Source organism: Arcobacter defluvii, from assembly GCF_013201725.1.
Lineage (GTDB): Bacteria > Campylobacterota > Campylobacteria > Campylobacterales > Arcobacteraceae > Aliarcobacter > Aliarcobacter defluvii.
Genome location: NZ_CP053835.1, coordinates 502,640 through 525,374, shown reverse-complemented (window position 1 = coordinate 525,374; position 22,735 = coordinate 502,640). Strand labels below are relative to the sequence as shown.

The following is a 22,735-nucleotide window of genomic DNA, read 5'->3' as shown; positions in this document are numbered from 1 at the left end:
CTAACTATTTTTTACAGTGTTCAGCGTAATAATTACCAAACTTAGTTTTTGTTCCTTCTTTATCTTCACCTGATGTATATTTTGTAACTACAGGATTACACTCATCTATCCATTTATTAATTCCATAAATTTTTACAGTGTTAAATCCCATTTGTCTAAAAGCTTGAGCTTCAAGCGATGCTCTTGCCGCTGTATTACAAACAACTATTAAATTTGTTTTTACAAACTTTTCATTGTCATCTAAAACAATATTTTCTAAAGCTTTTTCAGGTGCTTCACGTCCTACTCTTTGAGAACCTTTAATAGCAGCTGCTGACCACTCTTCCATAGTTCTTACATCAACAACAGCCCAATCACTTTTTGTTAATGCATCTTTTACTTCTTGAGTAGTTGCATAAAGTCCATCTTTTTTTGCTTCTTCTTTTAATTTTGTTGTTAAATTATGATAATTAACAAAATCAGCAGCAAACATAGTTGATGCTAAAAATCCAGCTGTTAATAAAACTTTTCCTAATTTCATATCTCTCTCCTTATATAAAAACCTCTTACTGATTTCAGTAATTAGTTAAATAGAGTCTATATGAACTTAGTTTAAATTATAATAAATACTTATATTAATTTTATTAATACAAATTATACATTTTTTTAATAGTAATCTTTACTATTGTCCAATCTACAATACATAACTTCATCAACAACAGCTTTTGCTATCTGATTTGTAGCTACTATTATATGTTCTAAATTTAGATTTTCTAAAGATTCTTTTTCATCTTGTGTTGTAACGTTTACTATAGTTTTACTATTATGTGTTAACTCACCAACTGCTTCACATATTAAATGTAAAATCTCAGGATTATTAACTGCAACAATTACAGCCGATGCTTTTGTAATATTTAAAGAATTTAAAATATGTTTTTGTGCAGCATTTCCAAAAACTATTGGTTCACCTTTGTCTTTTCCTACTTGATAAAATTTTACATTGTGTTCTAAAATAACATATTTTTGTCCGAATGCTTTTAATTCATCAACTATTGCTTGTCCAAATCTTCCGTATCCTAAAACAATTACGTGATTTTCTGTATCTTCTGAAACGTTATAAGTATTTGTTATCATCATAACATCTTCAGGAATTAATTTTGCTGCAGCTTTTGATAAATTCTTCAAAATAATTGGTGTTAAAATCATAGATATTACAATTGTAACAATCAATATTTGAGAATATGTTGGGTCAATCAAACTTTGACTTCTTGCTAATTCTAAGATTGCAAGTGAAAATTCTCCTATTTGAATCAAAGATAGTGCTGTTTTAAAAGCAACTCTTTTATTATCTTCATATCGTACTAACACATAAATAACTGCAAATTTTAAAGCCATAACAAGAGGTAATAAAACTAAAATTATTAAGATGTAATCTGAAATTATTTTAAAGTTTATTTGCATACCAACAGTAATAAAGAAAACTCCTAAAAGAATATTTCTAAATGGAATCAAATCCGCTTCAACTTGATGTTTAAATTTCGTTTCAGCTATCATCATACCTGCTATAAATGCTCCAAGTGAATATGAAAAGCCAAAATAATAAGCTAAATAAGCAGAACCAACAGCTAATAATAAAACTGAAGCTACAAATAATTCATCTGATCTAGTTGCAGATACATATCTTAAAAATGGTTCAAGTAAATATTTACCACTAAAATATAATAAAGCTAATAAAACTGCTGCTGCAATTACTGTTTTACTGATAGCAAAAACTAAAGAACCTTCATCTGTCATAGAAAAAAATGAAATCATAAGTAAAATAGGAATTACTGCAATATCTTGCATAATTAAAATACCTAAAACTCTTCGTCCATAAGGTTTTGTTATCTCTTTTGTTTCATTAAATGTTTTTAAAACTATTGCTGTTGAAGATAAAGAAAGTGCTGTACCTATTATCAAAGAAGTTTGTGTTTCAAATCCAAGAATATACTTTGCAATTAAAAAAACGAAAAACGCTGTTATTATTATTTGTAAACTTCCTGTAAAAAATACTTCTCTTTTCATCTTTTTTAAATGACTTAAAGAGAACTCTAAACCTATTGTAAACATCAAAAATACTACACCAAACTCAGCTATTTCTCTTAAATCATGATTATTTACAGCTTCATGAAGATTAAAAGTATAAGCAATAATTGTTCCTGTTAATATATAACCTATAATTGTTGGTAAATGAACTTTTTTTAATATCAAATTTAATATAAGTGCAATTGATGTTGCTGTAACAATAATCCCTAACATAGAACTCCTTTTATAATCTATTTATAATGCATTTGTTTATAGCCTTCTAATCTTTTTTTATAGGCTGAATTTAACATCGCATTTTTTGAATCTAAAAAATCTATTGCTATACACTCTTGATTTCCACGTCCAATTCGTCCTAAATATTGTATTAATCTTCCATAATAAGAGATTGGTGTGGCAAACATAATAGTATTTAAATGTGGAAAATCTATTCCTTCACCAAAATATGATGTGGTTGCAAGTATCAAAGATTTGGATTTTACTAAATTCATATTTTCAACTTGTTCTTTTTTATTTTGGCTTCCATGAACACAAATATAGTCAATATTATTTTTTTGCAATAAATTTTCTAAAATATTTATATGTTCTATTCTATCAGTTAAAACTAAAATTTTTCTTTCAATATTAGTTTTTATTGCATCAATTATTAAATTATTTCTATTTTCATCCAAACATAGTTCATTTATTATAGTTCCATAGTTATCAGCATTACTTACAAACTCTGTTCTGATTATTTGTAGTTTATTAGTGTGAGTTCTTTTCTTTTTATATTCATAAGATATTTCACCTAATTGTTGATATAAAATTGGTTGTAATTCATCTTTTCTATTAGGAGTTGCACTAAGTCCTAAAATATATCTACCTTTAAATGCTTTTATTATTTGTTCAAAAGTAAGTGCTGGAATATGATGACATTCATCAACAATCACAAAAGAGTAATTTTCTATAATTTTTGGATCATTCTTTAAACTTTGCATTGTTGCAACATCAATTTGACCATTTAATTTATTATGACCTTTTCCTAAGTATCCTATATCCTTTTTAGAGTATCCAAAATAATCCACAAATCTTTCAATCCACTGATTTAAAAGCATATTTTTGTTTACAATAATAAGCGTTGAGCAAGCTCTTAATTCAAATATTTTTGCTCCAAGTAAAGTTTTTCCAAAGCCAGGAGGTGCAACACAAATAGAATAATCAGATTTTTTTATCTCTTTTATTGCATCATTTTGTTCTGGTCTTAAATTAAAAGTTACTTTTTTTGTTTCAATTTTATTTAGAACTCTTTTATCTGTAAATGAAAATGAAACTGCATTTTCATTAAAAAAATCAATAATTTGTTCTTTTAATCCTCGAGGAAGAAGTAAATATTTTTCATTTTCTTCATAAGATTTTATATATTTTGGAGTATTATAAAGTGGTTTTCTTAAACTCAATAACACTTTTATTTGTGGATTTTCAAAAGTTGCAAAAGATTTTAATTTACTAATTAAAGATTTTGATAGATTATAAGTTGGAATATAAATATAATCTTCTAAAATCATCTCAATATTTTGAAGTGGGAAATCAATCTTCTTTAAGTTCTTTTCTACACTTGAAGAACTTGGAACATCTGCAAAATTAGCTATTACTTGTTTTGAAACTTTAGAGACATTTGCTAAAATATTCCATTGATCTTCATAGATTTTATTTGTATTCATATCAATAAAAATTGTTCTATTTTTATCTCTATGCTTTAAATGGAGTGGAAGTTCAAGAGAATTTCCTAAATTTTCTTTTGTCGCAAACTCTTTATTTGGATAAGTTTTTGCACTAATATTTGCTTTTTTTAAAATATATAAAGAAAAGTTAAAAACTATTTTAGAAGAAATTTCTTCTTCTAAAAATATCCATACAAGTAAAGAGTTATACGAACTCAACTCATAATAAGCTTTTATATTTAAAGAATTTAGTGTTATTTGAAGTTTAAATTTATCTTCATCAGCTATTTCAAAAACGACAAACTTTGACATATTTTTTTGATTTATTGCATATGTAGCTAAAAAAATATTTCCTCTTAAATGCTCTTCAATTTCATAATTAGTTAAAGGTAGATAATCTTCACCTTGAAAAGTTTTTGTAACAGGGAAAAATCCTTGCTTTAGACCATCTTTACTTATCCATTTTTTTGCATAAATATCAAATCTTGAAACAAATAAAGATTTAAAAAGTTCTATTTTTTCATCTTTTGAAAATGTTCTTTTTCTATTTTTGAATATTTCTTTTTCTTTAATTTGTTCTTTTAAAAGTTCAATTTCTTCTTCAATTTTATTTTTTTGAATATAAAGTTCTTCTAATCTTTTTTCAAGCGTTTCCATCATAACCAATCAAAGATAAAAATTTTTCAACAACTAAAAATGAACCAAAAACTAAATACTCTTCATTTTCTTCTATTTTAATAGTTTCTTCTTTCATCAAATTTAATTGTTTAATAACTTTTTCTAACTCTTCTTTTTTTACTATTCTTTTATCATTAAGTTCTATGATTGTTATTTTTTTTATTATAGGTTTTAATATTTTTAAAACTGTTTCATAATCTTTATCACCATAAGAGTTATAAATAAGATTTACTTTTTTATCTTTAAATTCATTTACGATAACTTGTGCTGCTAGTGGATTATGCCCAACATCAATAGTTATATTTGGCAAAATTTTTTGACATCTTCCAAAAAGTGGTGTATCATCAAAAAGTTTTAAGTCAAGCGGTATTTTCAACTCATTCAAACAAGCTATCACTAAATGTAAATTTCTTTTTAAATATGAAGCAAACTTATCATTTAAAGAGTATTTATCAAACTCTTTAACTTCAATGATTTCAATATCTCTATTTCTTTGTTGTTTTATTTGCTCTTTAACTTTATAAGCAGTTTTAGAAACTTCATCAAAAACTTGATAACCTACAATCATTTTATTATCAACTGAACGCATTTTTGTAGCTGCAATTTCTTCAACTGTATTTCCTAAAAAACTTTGATGGTCAAGTCCTATTGTTGTTATAAGTGAAATATCATTTGGAACAACATTTGTTGCATCAAATTCTCCACCAAGTCCAGCTTCTAAAACTAAATAATCAAAATCTTTTGATAAATAAAAAGCCAATAGTGTTGTATATTCAAAATAAGTTAATTTTTGTAAAAGCTCTATATCAAATAGTTCTTGTAAAAATTTATGGGCAAGTTCCAAATTTTCATCACTAACATCACTTCCATTTATCCAAATTCTTTCATTGAATTTTAAAATATGAGGCGAACTGTAGTGTAAAACTTTGTAATCTTTTTTATATAAATAATGTGATAAGAATCTTCCAGTGCTTCCTTTTCCATTTGTTCCAACAATATGAATAACAAAAGGAAGTTTTATTTTAGTTGAAAGTTTATCCCAAGAAGATTTTACAACTGTAAAATCTATCTTGTCATAATAAAGAGTTTTATATTTTAAAAACTCTTCTAAATTTGCTTTTTTTAAATCAACCATCATTTTATCTAAAAGATGAAACTGCTATTTTTGATAATATTTCATCAACTGCTTTACTTGAAGCATTTGTAATTGCTTCAAATCTATTAGTATCTGTTATCGTTGTATCTTTATCAATAGCGAAATCATACTCTCCATCAACAGTAAATGATTTTCTTTTTCCATCATCTTTTCTATAATAATTTATTTTTATAACCACTTCAGCTTTATATAATTTATTATACCCCTCTTTATCATATTGAAGTGTAGATATTCTTACAGAATTAATACCTAAATTCATAATAACATCTGCATCTTTTTCATCATTTACTAATTTTGAATCAAGTTTTTGAATTAAAATTTTATTTACAGCATCTTTTACTAATACAGAGTTTTTAGGATCTTCTAAACTAACATCCAATTTTACAAAAACATTTCCATCCATCTCTTTTTTTGCATAATAACTTGATGGTTTGTATCCACAAGCATTAAATAAAAAAGCTAAACTAATTGTAAAAACAAAAAATAGCAAATTTTTAGAAATATACATGATTGTTATTATCCTTTTATTACAAAGTTAACCAATTTATTTGGAACAACTATTTCTTTAATTAATTCAGAATCACCTAACCATTTAGCAGAGGCAATTTTTGCTTGAGCTAAAATCTCTTCTTTTGAAGCATCAGGTGTAACTTCGATTTCACATCTTTTTTTACCATTAATTGTAACTGCTAAAACAATAGATTCTAATTTAAATACTTCTTCTTTAACTTCAAGTTTTCCATCAAAATTCTCAAGTTTAAATAACTCGTTTGATAATTCCCAAGAAGTATGTGGAATAACTGGTTCTAAAATATTTGTTAAAATATAATATCCTTCTGTCCAAACAGCTTCATTTTTTTGTGCTTGAAGTGCATTTAAAGCTTCCATTGAAGAAGCAATTAAAGTATTAAATGTATAAGTTTTTGTAAATACTTCATTTGATTTTACTAAAGCTTCATAAACTTTTTTTCTAGCTTCTTTTTCTTCTTTGTTTAATGAAGAATGATTTATTGATTTAAAGTTTTTCAATCCATTTTCAGTTACATTTTCTGCTCTTTCAAAGAACTTTTTAATAAATCTATAAGCACCATCAACAGCACTATCATTCCATTCTAACTCTTTTGTTGGAGGAGCTGCAAACATCATAAATAATCTTGCTGTATCAGCACCATATTTATCAATAATTGAATCAGGATCTACAACATTTCCTTTTGATTTAGACATTTTTGCACCATCTTTAAGAACCATTCCTTGAGTAAGTAATCTTTTAAAAGGTTCTCTTGAATTTGTATATCCTAAATCATTTAATACTTTTGTAAAAAATCTTGCATATAAAAGATGTAAAATTGCATGTTCAATTCCACCAATATATTGGTCAACATCCATCCAATAATCACTATCAGATTTAGAAATACCAACTTCATTCCAAACTTTTGGATTAGTTGCATATCTTAAGAAGTACCAAGATGATTGAACAAATGTATCTAAAGTATCTGTTTCTCTAACTGCTGGTTTCCCACATTTTGGACAAGAACAATGTTTCCATGTTGGATGAGAATCAAGTGGATTTCCTTCTCCTGTAATTTCTACATCTTCAGGTAATGCAATAGGAAGATTTTCAGATTTTTCAGGAACTAATCCACAATCAGGACAATGAACAAATGGAATTGGAGCTCCCCAATATCTTTGTCTTGAAACTCCCCAATCTCTTAATTTATAGTTAATTTGTTTAATTCCTGAAGAATTCTGTTCAAAATGATAAATTATTGCTTTTTTAGCTTTTGTATTAGGAAGTCCTGTAAAACTTTCACTATCAATTAGTGTACCTTCACCTGTAAATGCTTCAGTTAAATTTTCAATAATTCCTTCACTTCCAACTATTACTTGTTTAATTGGTAAATTATATTTTTTTGCAAATTCAAAATCTCTTTGATCATGAGCTGGAACTGCCATAACAGCACCACCACCATAAGAGCTTAATACAAAATTTGCAACCCAAACAGGTATTCTTTCTCCTGTTAATGGATGCATAACATCAATTTCTAAAGAAACTCCCTCTTTTTCTTGAGTTGCTCTATCCCTTTCTGGAATTTTTTGCATATCTTTTATAGCTTTTATTTTATTTTCTGGTAAAAGATTTTTTTCAACTATATATTTTACAATTGGATGTTCTGGTGCAAGTGCTGAATAAGAAACTCCATAAATCGTATCAGGTCTTGTTGTAAATACAAAATATTTGCTAAATGATCTTTCTAATTTTGCTTTTGATTCGTTTGATAATTCAAACTTAAACTCTAAACCTTCACTTCTTCCTATCCAATTTTCTTGCATTGTTAAAACTTGAGAAGGCCAATCATTTTTTAATAATTGTAAATCATCAAGTAATTCTTGTGCATATTTTGTAATAGCTATATAATATCCAGGCATCTCTTTTTGCACAACTTCAGTTCCACATCTCCAACAGCATCCATCTTCAAGCTGTTCATTTGCTAGAACTGTTAAATCATGTGGACACCAGTTTACTGTTGCTGATTTTCTATAGATTATTCCTGCTTCGTACATTTTGATGATAAATTCTTGTTCCCATCTTGTATAAAGTTCATCACTTGTTGCAAATTCTCTAGTTTCAGAAAAAGATAATCCTAAAGATTTCAATTCATCTCTCATATAATCTATATTTTCATAAGTCCATTTTTTTGGATGAAGTTTATGTTTTATAGCTGCATTTTCAGCAGGCATTCCAAAACTATCCCATCCAATTGGGTGTAAAACATTGAAATTATTTTTTCTAAAATGTCTAGCAAAAGCATCACCTAAACAATAATTTCTAACATGTCCCATATGTATTCTTCCACTTGGATAAGGAAACATACTTAAAATATATTTTTTTTCTTTTGTTAAATCATCACTTGGCTCAAAAGATTGATTCTCACTCCAAAAATTTTGCCATTTTTTTTCAATATCTTTTGAATTATATTCCATTAAAAATCTTCCTTGTCTTGACTTTTTGCACTTTCAATTAAAGCTAAAGCAATTGAAAAAATATTCGCAACTATTGCACCAATTGCAAGTGAAATTGTTAGTGCTAAATTATCTGTAAATGTTAATACCATAAAGGCTGGAATTAGGTGTAAATCAGCAACCAATGAACTAGCTAGCAATTCTGCTGCAAGTAAATTTTTAACACCAAGTTTAAGTATTGTTGAAATAACATTTACACCAGCTGCAATAAATAATGCTATAGCATTTGGTTCGTATAAAAACCCTGCTGTTGTAGTTAAAGACATTAGTGAAAAGAAAATATAGGTTACTTTACCCCAATCCATTTTTATCCTTTTTGCTTTTTATTAAGGCAAATATATTAGCTAAAAAATGATAAAAAAATGCTGTTATAGTAACTTTGTTAAAGAATCTTATTTCTATTTTTTAAAGCAATTATCATTTTATATATAAGATAAAATATTATAACTTTCAATAATATTTGAATAATTACATAAAAACCAAAACCATCTTTTAAAATTTCTAAAATATTTAAATTATGAAATAGGAGGTTAAAAGATAAATCATGTGTAACTAAAAGATAAAAACATACTGATAAATAAAGTGTAAAAACGAAGAATTGTTCTTTTTTCATAAAAATAAAGTTATATATACTATACCAAATAAAAAGAACTATCATAAGAGCAACTAATAATTCTTTTAATAATCCATCAGGAACATACTCAATATATTTTTTCGATATATCCAAAAATTCATATTCAATAATCGAAGATAAAAACTCTAAAACTAAAATCCAATTTAAAGCTAAAAGCCAACTTTTTCCACCATTCGATGTAATCAAATCAAATTTATATTTTAAATTTTTATATATAGAATTATTTTTAATATCTTCTTCCATTATCTCTTCTTTATAAGTATTTTTAATTAATTTAATTCTTATTATATCAAAACTACTTCTTAAATAAGGCTTGAATAGAAGCTTTTATAAATTATTTTTTATTTTTTACTTAATAAAAAAAAGGAGAAGAGTAAAAACTCTTCCCCTTTTATAAAAACATAATTTATTAAAAACTACTTACTTATCAAACTGTACCTTGTTCATACATAGCTCTTAATTTTTCTTTTTCTTTTTGTCTTTTTACTTTTTCTGCTTCTTTTGTTTTAAAATCATCAACTGAGAATTTTAATTGTACTAAAAATGATGCAGCAATAAATATTGAAGAATACGTTCCTACAATAATTCCTACAAGTAAAGTAAATGAAAACCCACTTATTATTTCTCCACCAAAGAAATACAATGTTGCAACAACAAATAAAGTAGTTAAAGAAGTTAATGTTGTTCTTGATAAAGTTTTACTAACAGATTCATTTATTATCCCTTTTAAATCTGTACCTTTAGAACTTTGTATTCCTTCTCTAATTCTATCAAATACAATAATTGTATCATTTAAAGAATATCCTAAAAGAGTAAGAATTGCCGCTAAAATATCTAAGTTAACTTCTACACTAAATAAAGATATTGCACCCATTGCAATAGTAATATCATGTACCAATGCAAAAACTGAGGCAAGTGCAAATCTCCATTCAAATCTTACAGATAAATAAATTAACATTACAAGTAAAGATAAAGATAATGCCATTAAACCTTTTTCTCTTAATTCACCACCGACTTTAGCTCCAACCATATCTATTCTTCTAATTTCAAAATTTCCAGTTGGTACTAAAATTTTATGCATTTCATCACCAATATCATTTGTTAGATCTGAACTACTTCCTGTTATTCTAATGATAACTTCTTCATCACTTCCAAATTTTGTAATTACCGAATTGCCATATTTTGTAGTTTTTAAAGTCTCTCTAATTTTATCAATTGGTGCTGCTTGTTCATATTTTACTTGAACTATTGTACCACCTGCAAAATCAATACCAAAATTTAAGCCTTTTGTTAAAAGTAAAACTATTGAAGCAATAAATAAAATAGAAGACAAACCTAAAAAAGGTAATCTTTTACCCATAAAATCATATATTACATTTGTTTTAAAAATTTCCATTATTTAACTCCAAACCATTTTTTACTATCTTTATCTCTTGATATTCTTGACATTAAAGCTTCATAAATACCATGTGTTCCTAAAATTGCTGTTAACATTGAAGCTAAAATACCAATAGAAATAGTAATAGCAAATCCTTTTATTGGTCCTGTACCATAAGCATATAAAAGAACTGCAACTAAAAGTGTAGTTATATTTGCATCTAAAATTGCTCTCATTGCGTTTGAATAACCATCTTCTATTGCTTTTGGTATTGAACTACCTTCTCTTATTAATTCTCTAATTCTTTCAGTAATAATAACATTTGCATCAACTGCCATACCAACTGTAAGAACAATACCTGCCATTCCTGGAAGCGTTAAAGTTGCTCCAAACATTGCCATTACTGCAATTATTATAAAAACATTTGTAATTAAAGCAATATTTGCAATAACACCTGCACGTCTATAATAAATAACCATAAAAATAAATACTAAAGAGAACCCAGAAATAAGTGCAATCATTGATGCTTGAATTGAATCAGCTCCTAAAGATGGTCCTACACTTCTTTTTTCAAGTAATGTTACAGTTGCAGGAAGAGCTCCACTTCTTAGTGCAATTGCAATATTTCCAGCTTCAATCATTGTAAATCCACCAGAAATTTGTCCACTTCCACCACCAATTCTTTCTCTTATATTTGGAGCAGAATAAACTTTACCATCTAAAACTACAGCTAATCTTTTTCCTACATTTTTACCTGTAAATTCACCAAAAATTCTAGCTCCAGTTGAGTTTAATGTAAAATTAATAATTGGTTGATTTGATTGATCAAATCCTACTTGTGCATCAACTACTTGACTTCCATTTAAAATAGGAATCTCTTTTACAAGATATTTAACTTTATCATTATTTGTATCTTCTAAAATCACGTCACCATAAGCTGCTGCTTGAGATGAAGTCATAGTATAAACTTGATCAGCCCTTTCTTCGTCAACTGCCATTAATTCTAAATTTGCAGGTTTTGAAATAAGTTCACGTGCTGCTTTTTCATCTTCTTGTGTTTTTATTCCAGGAAGTTCAACTACTATATCAGTTTGACCTTGTCTTACAACTGTTGGTTCAGATAAACCAAATTGATCAAGTCTATTTCTTATAGTTTCGACTGCTTGAGCAACTGATAAATCTTTTGTTTTTGCAATATCTTCAGCAGTTAGTTTTAATGTATATTTTAAATCTTCTTTTGAAATATCTAAACCTTTTATCTGTTTTAACATTTCATCCATTTTAGGCATTTCATCTGCATCTAAAACAGTAAAAACAACACTATCATTTTCAATTGATAAACCATCAATTAAAAGTTCTTCATCATCAGAAAAATATTTAATAGAAGTTGCAACTGTTTTTATTTTTGAAGTTACAGCTTCATGTGTATTTACACCCAAAAGCATGTGTAATCCACCTTGAAGGTCAAGTCCTAAAGAGATTTTTTTTCCTGTATCTGTTTGTAATAATGATGGAATTGAAAAAACAATACCAAAAATAATACTAAGTATAAATATTACGAGTCTATAATTAAAGATTTTCAATTCTTTTCCTTAAATTAGGGTTTTAGAAATTTTGAGAATAAGATATGTAAAAATACATATCTTAAATATTTGAAAAATTTTAGTCTTCTAAAAGTTTTGCAACAAACTCTCTAACAAGCTTCATTTCAGTTCCATCGTTATTTTTTACTAGAAAATATGTATCTTCTACTTTAACAACTTCTACGATTAAGCCACCATTTGTTACAATCTTATCACCTTTTTTTAAATTAGAAACCATCTCTTTATGAGCTTTCGCTTGTTTTTGTTGTGGTCTGATAATTAAAAAGTAGAAAATTGCAAATAATGCAACTAAGGGTAACAATGAGCTTATTAAATCTGTACTTGAACCTTCCATCAAATTTCCTTTTTAAAAGTAGTTTATTATGTTTTTACTAAAACGCGATTATTCTAACAAAAACTTTATAATAAAAGGCTTGATTACTTCTATTTTATTGAGTTCTTTCATTTACTTAAGTTATTTTAATATTGAATATAAAATTCTGAACACCTTTTTAGGATTATTTGCTATTTATTTTTTATTGATAATTCCAAAACGTTCTTTATTAATTACAGGATTTTTAACTGGAATATTATGGTGTAATTGGATGGCTGTTAGCTTGCAATACTACGACTTAACTTATATTGCACCTATTTTATTAATTGGAATTGGTTTAGTTTATGCAATAATTTTTTATCTTTTTGCTTTTTATGATAGATTAACTATTAGAATTGCAATGATATTTGCATTTACTTTTTTTGCTCCTTTAGGTTTCAATTGGATGAAATTCGAACTTTTATTTATTGATTCATATATTGGAATTTCAAAAACTGATTTTGCTTTAATACTTTTTTCTTTTTATCTAATAATTAAACTAAAGAAACACAAAATTATTGCATTAATACCTTTACTATTTACATTATCTTTTGAAAAAGGTGAGTATATTGATAATCCTATTGCAAAAATTTATATGCCTCAAATGAATGTAGAACAAAACCTAAAATGGCAAAAAGAGTATAGAACTACTTTACATGAAAAGAATTTTGAGGAAATTGCAAAAGCTGTTGAAATGAAAAAAGATTTAATACTTTTACCAGAAACAGCTTTCACAACAGTTTTAAATAGAAATGCTGAGATATTAGAAAGATTAAAAGATTTTTCTAATGATATAGATATTATAACTGGCGCTTTATATGTTGAAGATGACCAAATATTTAATGCTTCATATTTTTTCAGTAAAGGTGAAATTCAAATTGCTAAAAAAGTCGTATTAGTTCCTTTTGGTGAGGAGATACCTTTTCCTAAATTTTTAGTTGATTTTATAAATAAAGTATTCTACAATGGTGCACAAGATTACTCAAAAGCATCAAAACCTACTGATTTTATAATAAAAGGTGAAAAATTTAGAAATGCTATTTGCTATGAAGGAACAACAGATAAAATATTTGAAGATATAAAAGATACAAGATATATGATAGTTATATCAAACAATGCTTGGTTTACGCCATCAATTGAACCGACCCTTCAACATTTACTTTTTAAATATTATTCTAAAAAATATGGAATTACAATATTCCATGAAGTAAATGGAAGTCCTAATAGAATTTATAGACCTTAAAAGTAGTAGGAAACTCCTACTTTTAAAATATCCTCTTTTTCATTTAAATCATCATTTATATATCTAATATTTAAAGCTAAATTTCTATCAAGTTTATATGTTGAAAAAACTTCAAATAGATTATTTTCTAAATCTTTATTATATTTATCATAACTATAATTTATCCCTAGCTTTATATTATCAAATCTATTTGTAACAGCACCAATAGTTGAACCAATAGAATATAATTGCTCACTATTTTTATAATATAAATTTGAACCTAACATCAAATATATAAAATCTTTGTTCTCGCCAAAAGTAACACCAACTTCTGGTTTTACTTTTAAATAATCACTTCTTTGTTTAAATTGCTCATAACCAACATCTATTCCCCATGATATTGGTTTAAAAAATAAATCTTGAGGAGCAAGTGATTTTATTTTTAAAAGAGTGAATCTATCTAATCTTGCATTTTCATTTTTCTCTTTTTTAATATTTAAATCAAAGAAATCAATATATGCACCTTGTAAATAACCATCACTTATGTCATAGATGTCATTGTAAACTGGTTTTGCAGAAAGTTCAAAACTATCATTACTATTATAAAAAAAAGAGAATCTTGCTGAATCATGTGAATAAAGTGGGTCAAAAGGAGTTTTTATATCATAAGTTGAAGCTTGTTTGTAAGAACTTCTTTGTTTTAAAAGTTTTAAATATTTTTTTAAATATTCATCCTTTTCATACTCATTATTTGCTCTTTGATACTGTAAATAAGAAATTTTAAAATCCAAATAAGAGATTTTATCTTCAGTGCTTAATGAGTCATCTAAAGCTTCATTTTTATAAACAAAATCTTTTAAATACTCTTTATTTTGTATCTTTTCATTTAAAATAAATTTCATTTTTCTCATTGATGAGTATCTAAAGTTTGTGTTTTTAATCAAATCATATTTTTGTAAAACTTTAATAGAATCAAGAGGAACTGTTTTAAAATCAAATTGACTAACTAAATCCAAACTTGGCCTTGCTACTTCTAAAAGCCATAAAACATTATATGAACAATTTTCTTTAAAGAAAAAATAATCAGAATATGAATCTTTCAACTCATAAGTATGTAAAACTAATCTATCTATTTCTTCTTGATTTAAATCTAAATCATATTCCCAAATATCTCTTTGTTCAAGGTTGTTATATTCTTTGATTTTTTCATAATAAGGCAAAATTGAATATCTTCCTTCATATTCACCAAACAAACCTTTATAAGCAAAAATCAAACCATTTGTATCTGTTGTTGCAGCAGCATAATTTACTGCATTTGAAATAAGTGGAGTTTTTTCATCAGAACTAATTCTTATAAAAGTATGTCCATACATAGAAGCAGGTGAATTTATATGAGCAGTTGGGAAAACCATTGTTATAGATTTTGCATCTATTGAAGTTATAAATTTATCTAACTCTTCACAAGAATACTCTGCAATCTTTAAATCAGGAAGATTTTGTTTTAACCATTTTACTCTTAATGGAAATCTACATAAAACATTATTTGTTCCATTTTTTAAGGAAGTAATAGTCTCAAATAACTCTTCTTTTAAATCATATTTTCCATTTTTTGATATAAAAAAGTTAGTTGAATCTATTTCACTTTCACCATTTCGATAATGTAATAATTTTGCCCAATAAGGATTTTCATAAAGTTTTGTTTGTTCAACAAAAGCATTTAATTCAGAAGAATAAGAATAAGTGCAAAATAGAAAGCTAAGTATTAAATACTTAAACTTTCTATTAAAAAGATTACATATATTTAGCAATTGAGTCAATAACGTTTGCTGAAGTTACATCTTGGTTTGAATAAATATTTGAAAAGTTTGCTTGTAATTTAGCAGAAAATGCATCTGTATTTTCTACATTCATTAATTTTGCAACTGTTTGTAAAGTTTCACCATGACCAGCTGAAATATCTAAAGCTAATTCGTCCATATTTTCAGCAACAAATTTATTTAATTTATCATTTGATACAAAGTTTGAAGGTTTATCACAATTTGAAGTACCACTTGTAATACCAAAAGTTTGGTTACCTGAAGTTCCATTTGTAGTTGCAGCTAATACCTGTAATACTACTGTGTTTTGATTTTTAATAACTAAAGAACCAAGTCCACATCCTGTATTTTCATTTGCATAAACTGAAGCTGTTAAACCAAGTGCAGCTATTAAACCAATAATTTTTTTCATTTCATCTCCTTAAAAATTTGCTTGATTTTATTATGTTTATAGTAAATATGGACTTAAAAAAATAACTATTTTAATACTTTAGCATTATTTTATTTATAATTTCTTCTTTTGATAAATGAAAATCAAGTTGTAAATCAAAGGCAAACTCCAAAATCTCTTTAAATTTTTTTGATGGTTTAAAACCTAAAGCTATTAAATCTCTTCCAAGAATTAATGGAACAATAGCTTTATTTTCTATATCTAACTCTTTTGCTTGAGCCAATAGCCAATTTGTAGCTTCAAAACATTTATTTTTATTTTCTATATCTCTTCCCAAACAATCAGCAAGACAAACTAAACATAAATCTTCAATATTAACTTTCAAAGATAGCCTTTTTATAGCTTTTAATGAGCTCTCTGCTAAATATAATTGAAATGGAGCTAAATGATTTTTGACTAAAGAACAAACAATATCTACAAATTTTTTTTCATTTGTTAATCTAGATAATAAAGATATAGTTGGTTTGATTCCTAAAGATTCATGTTTATATGAAGTTATTTTTCCATTTATCTCTTTTGTAGAAAAAGGTTTTCCTAAATCATGACACAAAATAGCATAAAAAAGACATAGTTTTTTATACTCATTAGTTACTTTTTTCTCTTCTATAATTTCTACTAATTCATCTAAACACATTAAAGTATGAATCCAAACATCACCTTCAGGATGATAAATTGGATCTTGTTCACAGCCTATCAAAACTTCTAATTCAGGAAAATATTTTAGAATACCTAATTCATGGAGAAGTTCAAATCCAATTGATGGTTTAGAAGATTTTAAAAATAATTTTTTGAACTCTTCATAAACTCTCTCTTTTGGTAAATACAAAAGTTCATCACTTAAAACTATTTTTTTGCATAATTTTTTTGTTTTTTTATCAAGATTAAATTCAAATCTTGCTGCGAACTGAACTGCTCGATAAACCCTTAAACTATCTTCAACAAAAGTTTTTTCATTTATATGTTTTAAAATTTTGTTTTTTAAATCATCGATTCCATTAAAAGGGTCAATAAATTCATCTTTAAAATAATCATAACCAATTGCATTTATTGTAAAATCTCTTCGTATTGCTGCTTCTTCAAAACTCAAATTTGAATTTGTAATAACTTCAAAATCAGTATGAGAGTTTCCAACTTTTTTTTCAATTCTTGGAAGTGCAAAATCAAAATCATATCCATCAACTTTTAATGTTAAAACACCAAAAGATTTTCCAACAAGTTTAACATTTCCAAATTTTTTTAAAGATTTTTCAATTTCTTCAAGTGAGTTAAAATCAAAGATTTCTATATCAAAATCTTTAACTTCTTTATTTAAAAAATAATCACGTACACAACCACCTACAAGAATTGGTCTAGCTCCTAATTCTTGTAAACTTACTAATATATCACTTAAGATTTTAGGTATATTAATCTTTGTTGTAGTGGTGAACATCTTGTTGCGGATAAGGAATAGAAATTCCTTCTTTATCAAATGTTGTTTTAATAGTTTCAGTTAATCCAAATTTTACATCCCAATAATCAGGTGTTTTTGTCCAAGCTCGAACTACAAAATTAACTGAAGAATCAGCTAATTCTGAAACTGCAACTGTAATTCCTTTATCTAGTATTACTTTTTCATTTGAAGAGATAATAGAAGTTAAAATATCTTTTGCTTTTTTAATATCATCATCATATGAAATTCCAACAATCAAATCAACTCTTCTTGTATCAAAAGCATTTACATTTGTGATTGTTCCACTTGTTATTGCACCATTTGGAACTATAATTTTTTGATTATCAGCAGTTATAAAAACTGAATTAAAAATTCCAACTTCACTTACACTTCCTGTAACTCCAGCTGCTGTAACTAAATCACCAACTTTAAAAGGTTTAAATAAAATTATCATAACCCCTGAAGCAAAATTTCCAAGAGAATCTTTTAATGCTAAACCAACAGCTAAACCAGCAGCTCCTAAAATAGCTAAGAATGAAGTTGTTTCAACTCCCAATTTTCCAAGTGCTGTAAGAATTACAACGATTAAAAGTACATAATAAACAATATTTTCTAGAAATCTAACTAAAGTTTCATCCATACCATTAACTTTTCTTAGAACTTTTCCAAGTAAAGATACTATTTTATTTACAAACCATTTTCCTATAACAAAAATTAATAATGCCATTAATAAAGAAAATGCATATCCACCAATAATTTCTACTATATTATCTGGAATATATGAACTAATATCTTTTGTAATAGTTTCAATATTCTTTTCTAATTCTTTTTCCAAAATAACTCCTTAATACTTAATTATTTAGTTAGTTCTACTATTTTTCCTAAAACATCTTCAACTTTAACATCGATTTTTTCTAATGTTTTTCTATCTACGATTTCTACAAAACCTTCAGCTAATTTTTTACCAATTACAACTGCATATGGGAAACCTAAAAGTTCAAAATCACTCATTTTAAAACCAAATCTGGCATTTATTCTATCATCTAAAATTGTGCTAATTCCAGCGTGTTTTAATTTAGCATAAAGTTCTTCACCAACTTGCGCTTCATCCTCTTTTTTAGAGTTTGAAACAATAATATCTACCATAAATGGAGTTGTAGCTTTTGTCCAAATACAACCTTTTTCATCATGATTTTGTTCAATTACAGCTGCAACTAATCTTGAAACTCCAATTCCATAACATCCCATAACAAATGGTTTTGCTTTTCCATTTTCATCTAAAAAGTTTGCATTCATAGCAGCTGAATATTTAGTTCCAAGTTGGAAAATATGCCCTGCTTCAATTCCTTTAGTGTATGAAAGTTTTCCACCACAACAAGCACATATGTCACCTTCTTGAACAGCTACTAAATCAAAATATTTTACATCTTTTAAAGTTGATAAATCTGTATTTATTAAGTGATAGTGCTCCTCATTAGCTCCACATGCAAGTCCTATCTCATCTTTTATTTCTAAATCAACAAAGAAATTTATATTTGATGGAAGATTAAATGGTCCACAATAACCAACAACTAATCCAGCTTCTTTTATATCATCTTCTGTTGCGTCAGTTAATTCTAAAGCGTTAACTGCATTACAAGCTTTTGTTTCCTCAAGCTCATCATCACCTCTTACAAAAAATACAACTATTTGAGTTTTTTCTTCAAAAATTGCTCTTTTAATAACTGCTTTGATTGTTTGAGCTTTTGAGATACTTAAGAAATTTGAAACTTCTTCAATAGTTTTTAAATCTTGTGTTAAAACTTTTTCCATTGAAGCTGGTGTGTTTGTATTTTCAAACCAAGCTGTAAAATGTCTTGGTTTTCGATTCGCTGCTTCAATATTTGCACCATAATCACAAGAATCACAAATAACAATCGTATCTTCACCTGAATCTGCAATTACGTGAAACTCTTTTGAACCACTTCCACCAATTGCTCCTGAATCAGCTGCAACTACTCTAAAATCTAAACCTAATTTTGTATAAATTTTTTTATAAGTTGCTTCCATAAGATTAAATTCTCGAACCAAATCCTCTTCACTTGAATGGAAAGAGTATCCATCTTTCATCAAGAACTCTCTTCCTCTCATAAGCCCAAATCTAGGTCTTGCTTCATCTCTAAATTTTGTATTTATTTGATAAAGATGAACTGGTAAATCTTTGTATGAAGTGATTCTATTTTTTACCATATTTACAACAGCTTCTTCATTTGTTGGACTTAACACAAACTCACCATTTTTTCTATCTTTAAATCGAAGCATTTCTGCTCCCATAGTTGTAGCTCGCCCTGATTCTTGCCATAATGATAAAGGTGTTACAAAACCAAATTGAACTTCGTTTGCACCAGCTTCATCCATCTCTTCTTTTACAATTGCTCTGATTTTTTCTAAAACAATTTTTCCTAAAGGCATAAAATCATAAATTCCAGCTCCAGTTTGAGCAATAAATCCACCTCTTACTAAATATTGATGAGATGGTAATGTTGCATCATTTGGTGTCTCTTTTGTTGTTGGAATAAACATTTTACTAAATTTCATTGATTATTTTCCTGTATTTAATTTATTTCTAATTTTTTGCTAAATGGTCGCATTTATATTTAGTTGCAATATTTGAATCATTATTAAATCCAAACATATTTTGAACTGTTCCTACAACTAAATCACATTCCATATTTTTTGAAATATCTTTTAGTTGTTTTGATGGTTGATGTAAATATTCAGTTATTACAGTTTGACAAAGTTTTCTAATATTTTCTTCATCACTAGAATTTATAAAGCCTTTTTTTATTGCTTTTTTTATTTTTTTATCGATAATATCATTACCTTTTACATAAAGATTTTTTACTATTGGCTCAATTTCAAGTGATTTAAGCCATTCAAAAAACTCTAACGACATACGACTTACTATTCCATAAGCTGTTTTTGCTTGTTCTGCTCTTAAACTCATATTTTCATTTACAATATCTTGTAAATCATCAACCGAATAAATTTCTAAATTTGGCATAGATATATCTTCATCTATATCTCTAGGAACTGCAATATCAAACCAATATCTATTTATACTTGAATTTGGAGCATTATCTTTTGTAATTATTGGATAAGGTGCAGAAGTTGCTGTTATCATAACTGGTATTTTTTCAAGTAGGTTTGATAATTCATTATAAGGTTCAACATTTACATGAACTTCAAATGTGGTTGCTAAATTTTGAGCTTTTTTTGTATCTCTACTTATTATTGTTACATCAAAACCTGATGAAATAAGATGTTTAACTGTAAGCTCACTCATCTCACCTGCACCAATTACTAAAGCTTTAATACCTTTTGTATTTCCAATAATATCTTTTGCTTTTGCAACTGCTGTTGAAGCAACAGAAACAGAACCTGTTCCTAAACTTGTTGCATTTCTTACTTGTGCAGCACATTTAAAAGCATAGTGCATAACTCTTGTTATATTTGAGCCACAATAACCTTTTGCTTGAGAAAATCTAAAAGCATCTTTTAATTGTCCAACAATTTGTGTCTCACCAATTACAAGTGAATCAAGTGCAGAAGCCACTGAAAATAGATGATGAACTGCTCCGTCATTATCATAAATATCAGCTCTATCATATAAAAGTTCAAAATCAAGCCCAGAATAACTTGCTAATTTTTCTATAATATTTCTAGCACTTTGTTTTACATTTGAAGATCTAGTGATTATTTCAACTCTATTACAAGTTGATAATAAAACTACCTCTTTTGTAGCTTCATTTTCTATAAGTTGTTTTATAAATCTATCTTTATCTTCATCACTATTAAAAGCCAGTTTTTCTCTCATTTTAATATCTATATTTTTATGAGAAAAACTAATTATTAAGTAACTCATTAAAACTCTCTTTCAATCATTGCTTTCATTATCATAACAAGAGTTTGGCTATCTTTTTCATCTATTACAGCACTAATTGCTTCATTTCCAATCTCTTTAGCTTGTAAGATAGAATCTTCTAAAGCTTTTGTTATTTTCATTTGTTCTTTAATCCAAGCACTCTCTTCTGCACTTAACTCTTTTTTATATAATGAAGCAAGTTTAGTTTTATCTTCAACTCTTTCATATAAAAATAAATATGGAATAGTTACTTTCCCTTCAACAAAATCAAGCATTGCTGGTTTTCCTAAAGTTGCACTATCTTGTGTAATATCTAAAATATCATCTACCATTTGAAATGCAAGTCCAAGATTTTTACCATAAAGTGCATATTTATTTTCATCAAGTCCAGCTAATATTGCAGCTGCTTTCGCACTTGCTTCTATTAAAGAAGCTGTTTTTTTATAAATCATATCAAGATATAAATCATAAGAAGTATTGAAGTTTTCAGTTAAATCTACATCCATCATCTCACCAATACTTAAAAGTGTTACAGCATTTGAGATTGTATATGCGATTCTTTTATCCATTTGTGAAAGTTCAGTAAATGCACGTGAGTATAAAATATCTCCAAACATTATAGAAGTTTTATTATCATAAAGTGCATTTACACTTGGTTTTCCACGTCTAGTATCTGCTTCATCAATAACATCATCATGTAAAAGTGATGCTGCATGAATCATTTCTACAATTGCACAAAGTCTAACACTTTCTTCACTTACTCCTGCAATTTTAAGTATAAGTTTAGAACGCAACATCTTACCTGTTGCTAATTTATCTAAAAGTTCTAAACTTTTTTGATGATTACAAACTTTTACAAACTCTTTTATCTGATTTTTAACTTGTTCTAATTCTTCCACGTCTAAACCTTTATGAATCTAATCTACAGATAATTTCACCAGTAAATTCAACATAAAGACCTTTTTTCATAGCTTTAACTTTTTCTGCGTTTTCTAAAGTATACTCTTTAATAAATTCATTAATATCAAAATTTTCATCTTTATTTTCACTTATTATCATTTCAAGTACAGCCAATTTTTCTATAATTTTATCTATTTCATCTTCTACAACTTCTTTTGAAGCTTCTCTTGTAACGTCAAAAAACTTAGATTTTGGACTTCCCATAAAAATATCATCTTCGTCTTCAGTAAACCAATCACTAAACATCGACATCTATATTTCCTTTCAAATCGTTCCTCTTTAAAAGGGAACCTATTTTGTTTAATTTCTACTTTTTTAGCAGGATTTATAAAAAATCCTTAAAAAGTAACAAAAACCTAAAGGGCTTT

20 protein-coding genes are annotated in these 22,735 nt (G+C 26.8%); 1 reads left to right on the top strand and 19 read right to left on the bottom strand.

Annotated elements, in window-relative coordinates; translation table 11 throughout:
- Nucleotides 1–4: 4 nt before the first annotated feature.
- The 11 genes from ADFLV_RS02720 to yajC all read right to left on the bottom strand — a co-directional run bounded on the left by ADFLV_RS02720 (nucleotide 5) and on the right by yajC (nucleotide 12,566).
- Nucleotides 5–520, bottom strand: a complete 516-nt coding sequence (locus ADFLV_RS02720) for a rhodanese-like domain-containing protein (protein WP_014473252.1) — start codon at nucleotides 518–520, stop codon at nucleotides 5–7.
- 125 nt (nucleotides 521–645) lie between these two features.
- Nucleotides 646–2,277 carry a cation:proton antiporter gene (locus ADFLV_RS02715; RefSeq protein WP_014473251.1) on the bottom strand — a complete coding sequence of 544 codons (1,632 nt, stop codon included), beginning with the start codon at nucleotides 2,275–2,277 and terminating at the stop codon, nucleotides 646–648.
- 17 nt (nucleotides 2,278–2,294) lie between these two features.
- Nucleotides 2,295–4,418 carry a DEAD/DEAH box helicase gene (locus ADFLV_RS02710; RefSeq protein WP_129010421.1) on the bottom strand — a complete coding sequence of 708 codons (2,124 nt, stop codon included), beginning with the start codon at nucleotides 4,416–4,418 and terminating at the stop codon, nucleotides 2,295–2,297.
- Nucleotides 4,405–5,574 (bottom strand): Mur ligase family protein, encoded by a 1,170-nt coding sequence (locus ADFLV_RS02705; RefSeq protein ID WP_228712356.1) that lies wholly within the window; start codon nucleotides 5,572–5,574, stop codon nucleotides 4,405–4,407. Before ADFLV_RS02705 ends, ADFLV_RS02710 begins: the two co-directional genes overlap by 14 nt.
- 4 nt (nucleotides 5,575–5,578) lie before the next feature.
- Nucleotides 5,579–6,103 carry an LPS assembly lipoprotein LptE gene (lptE, locus tag ADFLV_RS02700; protein WP_129010419.1) on the bottom strand — a complete coding sequence of 175 codons (525 nt, stop codon included), beginning with the start codon at nucleotides 6,101–6,103 and terminating at the stop codon, nucleotides 5,579–5,581.
- 8 nt (nucleotides 6,104–6,111) lie between these two features.
- Complete coding sequence (gene leuS / locus ADFLV_RS02695; protein WP_129010418.1) at nucleotides 6,112–8,577, bottom strand: leucine--tRNA ligase; 2,466 nt, start codon at nucleotides 8,575–8,577, stop codon at nucleotides 6,112–6,114.
- On the bottom strand, nucleotides 8,577–8,921 hold the full coding sequence (locus tag ADFLV_RS02690) for a DUF6394 family protein (protein ID WP_014473246.1): 345 nt from the start codon (nucleotides 8,919–8,921) through the stop codon (nucleotides 8,577–8,579). Before ADFLV_RS02690 ends, leuS begins: the two co-directional genes overlap by 1 nt.
- Nucleotides 8,922–8,998: 77 nt before the next feature.
- Complete coding sequence (locus ADFLV_RS02685) at nucleotides 8,999–9,493, bottom strand: hypothetical protein (protein WP_014473245.1); 495 nt, start codon at nucleotides 9,491–9,493, stop codon at nucleotides 8,999–9,001.
- 184 nt (nucleotides 9,494–9,677) lie between these two features.
- Nucleotides 9,678–10,646 carry a protein translocase subunit SecF gene (gene secF / locus ADFLV_RS02680; RefSeq protein WP_129010417.1) on the bottom strand — a complete coding sequence of 323 codons (969 nt, stop codon included), beginning with the start codon at nucleotides 10,644–10,646 and terminating at the stop codon, nucleotides 9,678–9,680.
- On the bottom strand, nucleotides 10,646–12,211 hold the full coding sequence (secD, locus tag ADFLV_RS02675; protein WP_129010416.1) for a protein translocase subunit SecD: 1,566 nt from the start codon (nucleotides 12,209–12,211) through the stop codon (nucleotides 10,646–10,648). The genes secF and secD overlap by 1 nt, the downstream gene beginning before the upstream one ends.
- Before the next feature lie 79 nt (nucleotides 12,212–12,290).
- Complete coding sequence (gene yajC, locus ADFLV_RS02670) at nucleotides 12,291–12,566, bottom strand: preprotein translocase subunit YajC (RefSeq protein ID WP_014473242.1); 276 nt, start codon at nucleotides 12,564–12,566, stop codon at nucleotides 12,291–12,293.
- 28 nt (nucleotides 12,567–12,594) lie between these two features.
- On the opposite strand from yajC, the gene ADFLV_RS02665 reads away from it, so the two are divergent.
- Nucleotides 12,595–13,827: an apolipoprotein N-acyltransferase gene (locus tag ADFLV_RS02665; RefSeq protein WP_129010415.1), complete on the top strand. Its 1,233-nt coding sequence runs from the start codon at nucleotides 12,595–12,597 to the stop codon at nucleotides 13,825–13,827.
- Here the strand turns inward: ADFLV_RS02665 and ADFLV_RS02660 are convergent.
- The 8 genes from ADFLV_RS02660 to ADFLV_RS02625 all read right to left on the bottom strand — a co-directional run bounded on the left by ADFLV_RS02660 (nucleotide 13,824) and on the right by ADFLV_RS02625 (nucleotide 22,619).
- Nucleotides 13,824–15,623, bottom strand: a complete 1,800-nt coding sequence (locus ADFLV_RS02660) for an Lnb N-terminal periplasmic domain-containing protein (protein WP_228712355.1) — start codon at nucleotides 15,621–15,623, stop codon at nucleotides 13,824–13,826. The two genes, ADFLV_RS02665 and ADFLV_RS02660, sit on opposite strands and share 4 nt — an antisense overlap.
- Nucleotides 15,598–16,035, bottom strand: a complete 438-nt coding sequence (locus ADFLV_RS02655) for a DUF3015 family protein (RefSeq protein ID WP_129010414.1) — start codon at nucleotides 16,033–16,035, stop codon at nucleotides 15,598–15,600. Before ADFLV_RS02655 ends, ADFLV_RS02660 begins: the two co-directional genes overlap by 26 nt.
- Nucleotides 16,036–16,105: 70 nt before the next feature.
- Nucleotides 16,106–17,503: a CCA tRNA nucleotidyltransferase gene (locus ADFLV_RS02650; RefSeq protein WP_129010413.1), complete on the bottom strand. Its 1,398-nt coding sequence runs from the start codon at nucleotides 17,501–17,503 to the stop codon at nucleotides 16,106–16,108.
- Nucleotides 17,478–18,338, bottom strand: a complete 861-nt coding sequence (locus ADFLV_RS02645) for a mechanosensitive ion channel family protein (protein ID WP_014473237.1) — start codon at nucleotides 18,336–18,338, stop codon at nucleotides 17,478–17,480. Before ADFLV_RS02645 ends, ADFLV_RS02650 begins: the two co-directional genes overlap by 26 nt.
- A 20-nt stretch (nucleotides 18,339–18,358) precedes the next feature.
- A complete protein-coding gene (locus tag ADFLV_RS02640; RefSeq protein WP_129010412.1) occupies nucleotides 18,359–20,080 on the bottom strand; it encodes a proline--tRNA ligase in 1,722 nt (573 codons plus the stop codon).
- A 28-nt stretch (nucleotides 20,081–20,108) separates the two neighbouring features.
- Nucleotides 20,109–21,407 carry a glutamyl-tRNA reductase gene (gene hemA, locus ADFLV_RS02635; RefSeq protein ID WP_129010411.1) on the bottom strand — a complete coding sequence of 433 codons (1,299 nt, stop codon included), beginning with the start codon at nucleotides 21,405–21,407 and terminating at the stop codon, nucleotides 20,109–20,111.
- Nucleotides 21,407–22,306, bottom strand: coding sequence for a polyprenyl synthetase family protein (locus ADFLV_RS02630; protein WP_129010410.1), 900 nt, complete (start codon nucleotides 22,304–22,306; stop codon nucleotides 21,407–21,409). The genes hemA and ADFLV_RS02630 overlap by 1 nt, the downstream gene beginning before the upstream one ends.
- Before the next feature lie 10 nt (nucleotides 22,307–22,316).
- The gene (locus tag ADFLV_RS02625; protein WP_014473233.1) at nucleotides 22,317–22,619 is read right to left on the bottom strand and encodes a DUF2018 family protein; all 303 of its coding nucleotides are present in this window, start codon (nucleotides 22,617–22,619) and stop codon (nucleotides 22,317–22,319) included.
- Between the last annotated feature and the right edge of the window lie 116 nt (nucleotides 22,620–22,735).

Bases quoted from the DNA above. Each gene is read 5' to 3' on its own strand.
- ADFLV_RS02715 (WP_014473251.1), bottom strand. From the start codon at position 2,277: ATGTTAGGGATTATTGTTACAGCAACATCAATTGCACTTATATTAAAT.
- ADFLV_RS02720 (WP_014473252.1), bottom strand. From the start codon at position 520: ATGAAATTAGGAAAAGTTTTATTAACAGCTGGATTTTTAGCATCAACT.
- ADFLV_RS02685 (WP_014473245.1), bottom strand. From the start codon at position 9,493: ATGGAAGAAGATATTAAAAATAATTCTATATATAAAAATTTAAAATAT.
- ADFLV_RS02705 (WP_228712356.1), bottom strand. From the start codon at position 5,574: ATGGTTGATTTAAAAAAAGCAAATTTAGAAGAGTTTTTAAAATATAAA.
- ADFLV_RS02640 (WP_129010412.1), bottom strand. From the start codon at position 20,080: ATGAAATTTAGTAAAATGTTTATTCCAACAACAAAAGAGACACCAAAT.
- ADFLV_RS02650 (WP_129010413.1), bottom strand. From the start codon at position 17,503: ATGTTCACCACTACAACAAAGATTAATATACCTAAAATCTTAAGTGAT.
- ADFLV_RS02655 (WP_129010414.1), bottom strand. From the start codon at position 16,035: ATGAAAAAAATTATTGGTTTAATAGCTGCACTTGGTTTAACAGCTTCA.
- secF (WP_129010417.1), bottom strand. From the start codon at position 10,646: ATGGAAATTTTTAAAACAAATGTAATATATGATTTTATGGGTAAAAGA.
- leuS (WP_129010418.1), bottom strand. From the start codon at position 8,577: ATGGAATATAATTCAAAAGATATTGAAAAAAAATGGCAAAATTTTTGG.
- ADFLV_RS02625 (WP_014473233.1), bottom strand. From the start codon at position 22,619: ATGTCGATGTTTAGTGATTGGTTTACTGAAGACGAAGATGATATTTTT.
- ADFLV_RS02710 (WP_129010421.1), bottom strand. From the start codon at position 4,418: ATGGAAACGCTTGAAAAAAGATTAGAAGAACTTTATATTCAAAAAAAT.
- ADFLV_RS02665 (WP_129010415.1), top strand. From the start codon at position 12,595: ATGTTTTTACTAAAACGCGATTATTCTAACAAAAACTTTATAATAAAA.
- hemA (WP_129010411.1), bottom strand. From the start codon at position 21,407: ATGAGTTACTTAATAATTAGTTTTTCTCATAAAAATATAGATATTAAA.
- ADFLV_RS02690 (WP_014473246.1), bottom strand. From the start codon at position 8,921: ATGGATTGGGGTAAAGTAACCTATATTTTCTTTTCACTAATGTCTTTA.
- lptE (WP_129010419.1), bottom strand. From the start codon at position 6,103: ATGTATATTTCTAAAAATTTGCTATTTTTTGTTTTTACAATTAGTTTA.
- yajC (WP_014473242.1), bottom strand. From the start codon at position 12,566: ATGGAAGGTTCAAGTACAGATTTAATAAGCTCATTGTTACCCTTAGTT.